8 protein-coding genes are annotated in these 9932 nt (G+C 59.9%); 3 read left to right on the top strand and 5 right to left on the bottom strand.

Going from position 1 to position 9932, the window contains the following annotated elements; genetic code table 11:
- The first annotated feature begins 197 nt into the window (after nt 1-197).
- On the top strand, nt 198-746 hold the full coding sequence (locus tag ACN0SW_RS19870) for a L,D-transpeptidase family protein (RefSeq protein ID WP_417729638.1): 549 nt from the start codon (nt 198-200) through the stop codon (nt 744-746).
- Here the strand turns inward: ACN0SW_RS19870 and ACN0SW_RS19875 are convergent.
- The 5 genes from ACN0SW_RS19875 to ACN0SW_RS19895 all read right to left on the bottom strand — a co-directional run bounded on the left by ACN0SW_RS19875 (nt 743) and on the right by ACN0SW_RS19895 (nt 6710).
- Nucleotides 743-1438 carry a YggS family pyridoxal phosphate-dependent enzyme gene (locus ACN0SW_RS19875; RefSeq protein ID WP_417729639.1) on the bottom strand — a complete coding sequence of 232 codons (696 nt, stop codon included), beginning with the start codon at nt 1436-1438 and terminating at the stop codon, nt 743-745. The genes ACN0SW_RS19870 and ACN0SW_RS19875 overlap by 4 nt on opposite strands.
- Nucleotides 1431-3365: a tetratricopeptide repeat-containing sulfotransferase family protein gene (locus ACN0SW_RS19880; RefSeq protein WP_417729640.1), complete on the bottom strand. Its 1935-nt coding sequence runs from the start codon at nt 3363-3365 to the stop codon at nt 1431-1433. The genes ACN0SW_RS19875 and ACN0SW_RS19880 overlap by 8 nt, the downstream gene beginning before the upstream one ends.
- 20 nt (nt 3366-3385) lie before the next feature.
- Nucleotides 3386-4231: a sulfotransferase domain-containing protein gene (locus ACN0SW_RS19885; protein WP_417729641.1), complete on the bottom strand. Its 846-nt coding sequence runs from the start codon at nt 4229-4231 to the stop codon at nt 3386-3388.
- Between the two features lie 19 nt (nt 4232-4250).
- The gene (locus tag ACN0SW_RS19890; RefSeq protein ID WP_417729642.1) at nt 4251-5438 is read right to left on the bottom strand and encodes a JmjC domain-containing protein; all 1188 of its coding nucleotides are present in this window, start codon (nt 5436-5438) and stop codon (nt 4251-4253) included.
- Between the two features lie 159 nt (nt 5439-5597).
- Complete coding sequence (locus ACN0SW_RS19895) at nt 5598-6710, bottom strand: porin (RefSeq protein WP_417729643.1); 1113 nt, start codon at nt 6708-6710, stop codon at nt 5598-5600.
- Nucleotides 6711-7047: 337 nt separating this feature from the next.
- Between ACN0SW_RS19895 and ACN0SW_RS19900 the strand changes: the two genes are divergently transcribed.
- Complete coding sequence (locus ACN0SW_RS19900) at nt 7048-7575, top strand: DUF3576 domain-containing protein (protein ID WP_417729644.1); 528 nt, start codon at nt 7048-7050, stop codon at nt 7573-7575.
- 101 nt (nt 7576-7676) lie between these two features.
- Nucleotides 7677-9932: leucine--tRNA ligase (leuS, locus tag ACN0SW_RS19905; protein WP_417729645.1), on the top strand; the 2256-nt coding region annotated here is incomplete at its 3' end.

Raw genomic sequence — 9932 nt, forward strand, 5'->3', positions numbered from 1 at the left:
GGACCAGCCCGGTCTGAAAACCCGGGGGGCCCAGGCCCCGGCGAGCGAGCCTGCACTGCCGCCCGTCAGTCCTGCTCAACGCGCCGGGTTGGCGGATTGGATGATGAAGGCGCTCGATAAATATGGGACCATGAAGGTCAGTGGCAGCGGTGTCGGGTAGTTTCGGCCCGGCGCCTCTTTCCAGCGCCTGATCAGGAGTGCCCCCATTGGATCTCGTTCTTCACCGCGAGCAAGACGGCTCCCACCGCATCGTGCTTGATGGGCGGGCCCTCGCCTGTGCCATCGGCAAAGGTGGCATCCGTGAAGACAAGCGCGAGGGAGATGGCGCAACACCGGTCGGGCAATTTCCGTTTCGCCGGATCTTCTACCGGGCGGACCGCCTGAAACCCATCCCCGGATGCCCGGATGCGATCCCGATCGAAGCGGATCATGGCTGGAGCGACGATCCCGCCGATCCGGAGCAATATAACCGGTTGGTCAAACTGCCCTACCCGCACTCTCATGAGCGCCTGAAGCTCGAGGACGCGGTCTACGATGTGATCGTGGAGCTGGGATACAACGACACCCCACCGGTCCCGGGCCGGGGCAGTGCGATTTTCATGCATGTCGCCCGGCCGGACTATTCCGGAACCGAAGGCTGCATCGCATTGGCCCTTCCGGATCTGCTGAAGATCCTGGAACAGACCGGCGGAAGCGGCACTGTTATTGTACCGGCGGAGCTTGCGGACAAAACCGGGCCGTCTTAACCGGCGGGTTTCAGCCTGTCTCCGAAGATGGCCGTGCCGCCACGCACATGGGTCCCAGCCACCTCGATCGCGTCCCCATAGTGCCCCCTCATGCCCATGCTCAGCTTTTCAAGGCCGTGCCGCCGGGCAATTTCCCGCAGCAGGGCGAAATGCAGCGCAGGCTCGTCATCCGCCGGAGGGATGCACATCAGGCCGACGATGTTCAGGCCATGCTCGTCCCGGCACGTCTCGATGAACGCATCCGCGTCAGCCGGCAGAACCCCTGCTTTCTGATCTTCCTCGCCGGTATTGACCTGCACGAAACACTCCAGCATCCGGCCCTGCTTTTTCATCTCCGCCGCCAGAACCCGTGCCAGCTTGGGCCGGTCGACGGTCTCGATCACATCGAAGAGCGCAATCGCATCCGCCGCCTTGTTGGTCTGCAGCGGGCCGATCAGATGCAGCGTCACATCGGGATAGCGTGCCTTCAGCTCCGGCCATTTTCCCTGCGCTTCCTGCACCCGGTTCTCGCCAAAGATACGCTGACCTTCCGCCAGAGCGGCCTCGACCTTTTCCACCGGCTGCACCTTGCCGACGGCGACCAGCGTGACCTCTCCGGGTGCCCGCCCGGCCGCCTGCTCCGCAGCCTCGATCTGGGCTTTCACTTCCCGGAGATTGGCCCCGACATCAACCGTTGCGCCTGCCTCAGCCATTTGCTGCTCCATTGCTTTCGTCCCCATATCCGAACGCTTCGATTTGCGGCCGAAGTTCCCCGGCAACCGCTTCCATGGCGGCGCCATAGCGCTTCCACCGCGCCACCGCATGCCCGTAGAGCGGCTGCGTTACCTGCGCATAACTCGGCGTCGAAATGTGCCCGCGCTGGCGCGCATGTTCGTGAAACTGCATCACCCGATCATCCCAGTCCAACCCGAGAAAGTGCAGTACGGGCTCCGCCGCAGCCCGGAGATCCCGGGTCATATCCTCATATTTCACCGTCACGACGCCAGGGTTCAGATGCTCCGCATAAAGCTGCCAGAGACCGAACACCTCACGATAAAAACGGGCTGTATCCGGCAAGGAGCAGAAGACCGCCATGGAATGGTTCAGGGTGAAGTTCTGCATCAGGCAGCTGAGACAGACATCGCACGGGTGCCGCAGTGCGAGGATAAACCGTGCCTTCGGAAAGATCCTCATGATCAGCCCCGCATGCACGATATTAAGCGGCATCTTGTCGATATAGACCGCGCCTTCCGAAGGCACCAGAAACCGGTCCCGTTCGGTGAAATACGCAGCCCGCATTTCCGCGCGCATCTCTTCGGAAAGATTTTCCAGCGCCCCCGGATATCCAGCCTTGCTCGCCAGCCGGGCAGAGAGACCGGAGATCAGCGGATGCTCTTCCAGCACCTGTACCCCGGGATGCGCATCGAGAACCTGATCAAGCAGTGTTGTGCCAGAGCGTGGAAAACCGACAAGAAACACCGGATCCGCCTCGCCCGCCCGGTCCTGCGGGACAGCACCAGCCCAGGACGGAGCGTTCCTGAACGCGGCCGTGAGCGCCCCAACCTCGGCGAAAGCCCGCCCCGGATCGACATACCCGCCACGAAATTCTTTGATCTGGGTCCGGTTTGCACTCTCGAACCAGCAAAAAGCATCATCGTAGCGCCCTAATGAATCGAGGGACTGCGCGAGCTCGAAGCCAAGACGGTAGGTGTCCGGCCCTGATACCGCCCCTTCCAACGCCCCCTGCAGGCAGGAAACCGCTTCACCAAACCGTTTGAGACGCCTCAGCGCCCGTCCTTCCAACGCCACGAGATGCTGTTTTTCCGGCTCCAGACACACTCCCCGGCGAGCAACCGACAAGGCGGCCTCCAGTGCCGAAGTCCGGTCCAGAAGCTCAGCCAGCATCGTGTAGGATGCAACCTGAGACGGGTCGAGAATCAGGGCGCGCCTGGCCAGCCGGATCGCCCGGTCCGCATGTCCGGTGTCGCGCGAAAAGACGGCAAGCGCGCGTAAGGCCCGGGGGTCTGAAGCGCCACTGCTGGAGAGTTTATCATACAGTATCCGGGCATCCTCATGGCGACCGGTTGCCACATAGATGCTGGCCAGATTGCTTTGCACCTCAATGCCGTCATCACCACCCCGCGCCGCCCGCTCCAGAACGGTTGTGGCCCGGTGCAAATCACCCTGTCCGCGATAGATCAGGGCAAGATTGTTCAAGACGGCGGGATCATCGCCCTGACGCAGTGCTCTTTCCAGAGCCGGGGCCGCCTCATCATGCCGGCCCACTTCCAGCAGGGCGGTGCCATATAATTTCTGGACGGCGGCATTCTCCGCGAAACGGCCCGCAAGCGGGTCGAGCAGCTTTAGGGCTTCCGCCGGCAATCCGCGATGCAGATGAACCTGCGCCAGATTGATGATTATCTGAGGCTCCGCCGGTGCCTGTGCCCGGGCTTTTTCCAGCGCCTTGGCCGCCCGGTCGAAATCACCGCCGGAAGCCTCGATCATCCCGGCCATATAGTATGGCCGCCAATCGCTGCCTGCCTTGCGGAGGATCCGGGCATAGCGCTCCCGCGCCTCGCGCCAGCGGCCTGCATGCGCGAGTTTACGGACCGGATCGAAGTCAGATGGCTGAATGGACATGCTTGTCGGCACCCATTGGCTCAGACACGGGGCGTCCCGGATTTGGAGACATAGCCCAGCTCCAGAAGCAGATCATAATGCCGCTCTGTCAGACGTTTCACATGATCATCGCTTAAAAGAGCCCGGTACCCGCCGACCCCGCCGGAGCGGAAGAATTTCTGCGACTGGTGCACCCGCTCACGAAAGCCACTTTGATTCTCCTGGCCCGAGACCACGGAAAAGCTGCTGTTCTTGATCGCCCGCTTCAGCCGCGCCGGGTTTTTGGGAACACCGAGGTAACGCATGAAAGCCCCAAACGACTTCATCGGGCTCTTGACCATATCCTCGTATTTCAGGGTCAGGGGCGTGAAATTATCCACACCGTGCCAGCTCCTGTAATGGTCGGTCCAGGTACCAAGAATCTGGAAAACCGCCGCCGGACTGGTCCGGGTGGTCTGCAGGCCCGAGGTCATCGCCTCCACCGCATCGTCCAGGGTGAGCCTGTAGTGATCGGCATAAGAGACGGTCACATCAAAAACGTTCCGCACGACATACGCCGCTCCGGCAGTGAGTTCGAGATGAATAAGCGGCCGTCCCTCATGCATGCCGATGGCATTATGCGTCTTCACGATCGTCGTCTGAGGCTGTTGCGCCCAGGATCGTTGCAATGGCTCCCGCAACGCATGCAGCTCCGCGTCACTCATTGCCTGCAACGGTTTTCCGCTCAGCTGCTCATAGAGCGGTCCCATCATGTCGCCAAAGCGGACCACACCCAGCTCGTTGATCGAGACCGGCTCCGCACTGTTGCGGAACAGATTCTCGATGAAGACGCGAAGCCAGGTATTGCCAGACTTAGGGAAGGATGCCAGCCAAAGAATTCCGCTCATCGGATCAGGTCAGCCCGGTTCACCCGCGAAGCCGCCAGATCACATGGTGCTGATCCAGCGCCTTCAGCAAAGGCTCGAAATGTGGCACCCGGTCGGGAAATTCCGCCCGGAGATCGGACAACCAGATCTCCTCGGACGTCACGATCCGTTCGGCGAGGGCATAATCCTCCTTGGCAATATCGATCGAGAACCCTTCGCCGCTCAAGGTCGCGGCCTGGCCCCGCCGCGCGAGCTTCACAGGGCGACGGGTTACCATGAAATTGATGTCGGGAGTCCGGTCCGGCAGGGTGTGGCGCACAACCTTGTCCGCGACCTTGCTCATCAGATGACCGCGCACATGCTGGTGAAACTCCGACCGCGCCATATGCTCGGCAACCCGCTTGCCCAGTTCGGTTATGTAGAGTTCCAGATCGTCGCCATCGTCAAAATGTGGGATTCGCCTCCGGAAGAACTCATCCTGGTGCAGGGCAGGAGCGAGCATCGACAGGGTCGAGTGCCCATCCACATAGGTTGCACCGAAAGACAGGTGCAGGGACGCGGTGTCCGTCGTCATGGCGTCATGATAGAGCCCGCGCGGAAGGTACAGAACATCGCCCGGGCGCATCACGATCTGCTGCATGACCTCGCCCTTCTGCTGGTCGTGCTGCTCCCGCGTGAAATCGCTGGGCCGCACCCGCGGCACGTCGATCGCCTCGTTGACCCGCCCGCGATAGATGTTCCAGGTTTTCTCGCCCTCGATCTGCACCGCGAAGACGCACATCGTGTCGAAATGCGAGTGATAGGCCTGGACGCTTTTCCAGGAACAATAGGCATTGCAGGAAGCATGGGTTCCGGTCAGGCGCTCAATAAAGCGCGTCGCTTCCTGAACCGAGGGATGAATGCCCTCGATGTAATCGAGAACAAGGCTTGCGCCTTTTGACATGAGAAACCGCACCCGCTCCGAATCAGGCACCAGGACATTCATGCCCTTGCGGTCGATACCCGGGCGGCAATATTGCTCGGAGGGCAGGACATTTCCGTCGACCGCCATCTCCATATAGTTCGCATGCCAGAGTTTGGAGCGGTTGATCAGATCATTCATCTGATCCCAGTCGAACAGGTCGCTGATCGGATCGAAGGCACCCTGCTCGAAATAATAGGCCTTGTCCCAGTACTCCTTCAGAAACTGGTCCCGTGTGATTTTCTTGAAGAAGTTACTGAACTGCACCGACTTGCTCCCGGATATCTATCGCGCGTGATCTGTATAACAGGGGCGATGACAGTTCCATAGGGCAAGCCGCGCTTCAATAGGCGCGAAAGCTATCGGCCAAAAGAAAAGGGGCCGCGAAACGCGGCCCCTTCCCGAAGTCTTGACGTAGAAGCTGGATTAGAAGGACAGCTTCATGCCGACCACGAAGTAGGTCGCTTCGCCGCCGTCGAGGGCAGCTCCGGTCGCGCTCGTGTTGTCGGTGTCGTATTCGGTGTGTGCGAGAGTCGCCGCAGCGGTCACGCCCGGGCCCAGCGCATACTTGCCGGACAGAGCATACGTGTCCTGCTCGCCGTTGCCGGTGGTGACACCAGCAGTGGTGGAGCCGTCGACTTCACCATGGAACCAACCGAGGCTGACGCCCCACGGGCCGGTCGCGTAAGCAACACCAACGTTGTAACCATCGCTGTCAGCAGCATCGGTGGTGCCGTCGGCGTCGGCATAAGCCGCACCAACTTCAAAGCCACCAAAGCCGAGGGTCGCGCCAACGGACCAAGCCTTCGGGTCGTCCTGACCAGAAGTCGTACCGTTGGTGAAGCCACCGAAGCCACCGGAAACGCCGACGTTGAAGCCGTGGAAGTCACGCTTGAAGTTAGCGGCAACCGCATAACCGTCGGTCAGGGAAGCATCACGATCCGGCTGACCGTTGCTGTCCTGCGGGGCGTCCGGAATGTAGGGAACACCGAGCTGGAAGCCTTCGATCCGCGGCGTGTAGTAGGTCAGCTTTTCGGAGTCGTTGGTCCGTGCCGGCTCAATGTTGGTCGAACCGAACGGGCTGCGGAAGAAGCTGCCAGTAACGCTGGCCGGCTTGGCTGCCCAAGAGGACTGGTCACCAGAGTTGATGCCGATACCGTAGTCAGACGGACCGTAGTTCATCTTGTACAGCGCGGAGTTTTCAGAACCCAGGTTCACTTCACCAAAGTTGCCTTTGACGATGAGGTAGGATTCGTCGATCTGGTCGCTGCTGTTGCTGTTAGCTTCGAGCTGCACGTTGATGCCGACAGAAATGCCGTTATCAAGAGTGGTCATGCCCTTGAAGTGGATTTCAGCATCGGACTTGACGTCGAAACCGCTGTAATCGGTGCCGGCACTGTCGTCCGAAGACGTGTAGCCGAACCACTGTTCCATGTAACCACCGACGGATACTTTCAGCTTTTCAGCAGCATCCGCAGACGGCGCAGCGATCATGCCAGCGGCAACAATCGCAGTCGTTCCGAGAAGAATCTTTTTCATCTTTTCCCCTACTCCCGAGAGTCATCGGTTAAGTAACGCGGCAAGTAGGCTGCAGAAAATCTGCGTAACCCCCTAACCTCACGTCACAGCATCACTATTCTCTCGCCATTTGACCGTCAAGAAAGACAGACCGGGCGTTTATGCAAATGTGTCTCAATGTGGCGAAAATGCCACAAATCTATGGCTGCGCCTGTATTTATCCGATTTCTTGCACGCAGAACCGGTGTGATCATATGTCAAGTTGTTCGCGGGCAAGAGAAACGGTAAAAGGCGTCTCGTCCGTATCGAAACGCGAGTGCGAGTCTTGGGTGATATGAAAATTCCGGATCTTCTGGGAATGAGCAAGAGCATGCGCCTGCTGGCGCTGCTTGGGATGGCATCCCTTACGGCATGTTCAGGTGCTGATATCGAATATGAATATCCGCGCACCGGTGTCGGGGGAAAACCGACCTATGAAAAAGAAGAGAAGATCTTCGGCGAGGACGGATTCACGCTGCTCGGAAACGATGTAGACAACCAGCAGGCCTCTGTCGGATCCGGCATTGCGGTCAACAGCTACCTCTGGCGCGCATCCCTCGACACGATCTCCTTCATGCCCCTGGCATCGGCGGATCCGTTCGGGGGTGTGATCATCTCCGACTGGTATTCGCCGCCGGAAACGCCGAGCGAGCGCTTCAAGATCAATGTCTTCATCCTCGACCGCGCATTACGGTCCGACGGTATAAGGGCAAAAGTCTTCAAGCAGAAGCTCACCGCATCCGGTCAATGGCAGGATCTGGATACGGAAGAAAAGCTGCACCGGGATCTTGAGGACGCGATCCTGACACGTGCGCGGCAACTGCGCATCGGTTCCACCAAGAACTGACGCCTCCACGTCCATGTAATTTTGGCACCGGCCCGGATACGACATGCGGGCTCGGCCATGAGAGAAGATCAGGCGCTAAGCGCACCGACCAAGGCCAAAAGATGTCCCGTTACAATTTCCGCGAAACCGAAGCGAAATGGCAGCAGACCTGGGAAGAGAACAGCTGCTTCGAAGTGACGGAGGACCCGGGCAAGCCTAAATATTATGTGCTTGAGATGTTCCCCTATCCGTCGGGGCGCATCCATATGGGGCATGTGCGGAACTATACGCTCGGCGATCTCGTCGCCCGCTACAAGAAAGCCAAGGGTTTCAATGTCCTGCACCCGATGGGCTGGGACGCCTTTGGCCTGCCTGCGGAAAACGCCGCCTTCGAGCGCGGTGTCCATCCGGCAAAATGGACCCACGAAAACATCGCGTCCATGCGCGAACAACTCAAGACCATGGGCCTGTCCTATGACTGGCGTCGCGAGATCGCGACCTGCGATCCGGACTATTACCAGCATGAACAGAAGATGTTCATCGACTTCTACAAGGCGGGCCTCGCCTACAAGAAGGAAAGCTGGGTCAACTGGGATCCGGTCGAGAACACCGTGCTGGCGAACGAGCAGGTCATCGACGGCATGGGCTGGCGCTCCGGCGCCCCTGTCGAGAAGCGCCTGCTCTCCCAGTGGTTCCTGAAGATCACGGAATATGCAGAGGACCTGCTGCAGGCTCTCGAAGGCCTGGACCGCTGGCCGGACCGGGTCACGCTGATGCAGCATAACTGGATCGGCAAATCCGAAGGCGCCCGTGTGTTCTTCAAACTGAAGGACGCGGACGACAGGCTTGAGGTCTTCACCACCCGGCCGGACACGCTCTATGGCGCTTCCTTCTGTGCGATAGCAGCGAACCATCCGATCGCGGCCAAGGTCGCGGAAAACAATCCCGCCCTGACCGAGTTCATCGCTGAATGCAATCGCATGGGCACCAGCGAAACCGAGATCGAAACCGCCGAGAAAAAAGGCTTCGATACCGGTCTCAAGGTCACCCACCCGCTGGATGACAGCTGGGAGCTGCCGGTCTATGTCGCGAATTTCGTGCTTATGGAATACGGCACCGGCGCCATCTTCGGCTGCCCCGCGCATGACCAGCGCGATCTGGATTTTGCCCGGAAGTACGATCTGCCAGTGAAGCCGGTGGTGCTGCCGCCGGATGCCAATGCCGATAGTTTCGAAGTCGGCACCGAAGCCTATACCGGTCCCGGCAAGATCTACAATTCGGACTTCCTGAACGGTTTGTCCGTGGAAGACGCCAAATCGAAAGTCGCCGAGCGCCTGCAGGATGCCGGACAGGGCGAGAAGACCACGACCTATCGTCTGCGCGACTGGGGCGTATCCCGTCAGCGCTATTGGGGCTGTCCGGTTCCGTTCATCCACTGCCCGGATTGCGGCGAGGTTCCCGTTCCGGAAGCAGACCTGCCCGTCAAACTGCCGGAAGATGTCGATTTCGAAGGCACCGGTAATCCGCTGGACCGGCACCCGACCTGGAAGCATGTCAGCTGCCCGAGCTGCGGCGGCAAGGCCGAGCGCGAGACCGATACATTCGATACCTTCTTCGAATCCTCCTGGTACTTCGCCCGTTTCGCCGACGCCAAGGCCGAGAACGCTTTCTCAAAAGAAGCCGCGGAATACTGGCTGCCGGTGGATCAGTATATCGGCGGCATCGAGCATGCGGTCCTGCATCTGCTCTATTCACGCTTCTTCACCCGCGCGCTGAACAAGTGCGGCTACCTCGATCTTGACGAGCCGTTCGCCGGTCTGATGACCCAGGGCATGGTCTGTCACGAGACCTTCAAGGATCAGAGCGGCGCCTGGCTGTTCCCGACCGAGGTGCGCAAGGAAGGCAGCGGCTACGTCACGATCAAGGACGGTGCACCGGTCAAGACCGGCCGCATCGAGAAGATGAGCAAGTCGAAGCGCAACGTGGTCGATCCGGAAAACATCATCGGCGCCTACGGGGCAGACACGGCCCGCCTGTTCATGCTGTCGGACTCTCCGCCGGAAAGGGATCTTGAGTGGTCAGAGTCCGGCGTTGATGGTGCCTGGCGTTATCTCAGCCGCCTCTGGCGTCTGATCACCGAACCCGCGAAACCCTTCGCCCCGCATGGCACAGCCCGTCCTGCCGACATTGGCCCGGCTGCGGAAGCGGCCGAGCGCGCAACGCATAAAGCGATCAAGGCAATTGAAGAGGCCGTCGAGCGGTTCCGCTTCAACACCGCCGTCGCCCAGGTGCGCGAACTCAGCAACGCTCTTGCAGAACTTGATCGCGACGATGATGGTTCGGCCTGGGCGCGCCGGTTTGGCTACGAAACGCTGGTC

This window comes from Roseovarius sp. (assembly GCF_048262375.1).
In the GTDB taxonomy this organism is placed as follows: domain Bacteria; phylum Pseudomonadota; class Alphaproteobacteria; order Rhodobacterales; family Rhodobacteraceae; genus Roseovarius.

Bases quoted from the DNA above. Each gene is read 5' to 3' on its own strand.
- ACN0SW_RS19875 (WP_417729639.1), bottom strand. From the start codon at position 1,438: ATGGCTGAGGCAGGCGCAACGGTTGATGTCGGGGCCAATCTCCGGGAA.
- ACN0SW_RS19880 (WP_417729640.1), bottom strand. From the start codon at position 3,365: ATGTCCATTCAGCCATCTGACTTCGATCCGGTCCGTAAACTCGCGCAT.
- ACN0SW_RS19885 (WP_417729641.1), bottom strand. From the start codon at position 4,231: ATGAGCGGAATTCTTTGGCTGGCATCCTTCCCTAAGTCTGGCAATACC.
- ACN0SW_RS19895 (WP_417729643.1), bottom strand. From the start codon at position 6,710: ATGAAAAAGATTCTTCTCGGAACGACTGCGATTGTTGCCGCTGGCATG.
- ACN0SW_RS19900 (WP_417729644.1), top strand. From the start codon at position 7,048: ATGAGCAAGAGCATGCGCCTGCTGGCGCTGCTTGGGATGGCATCCCTT.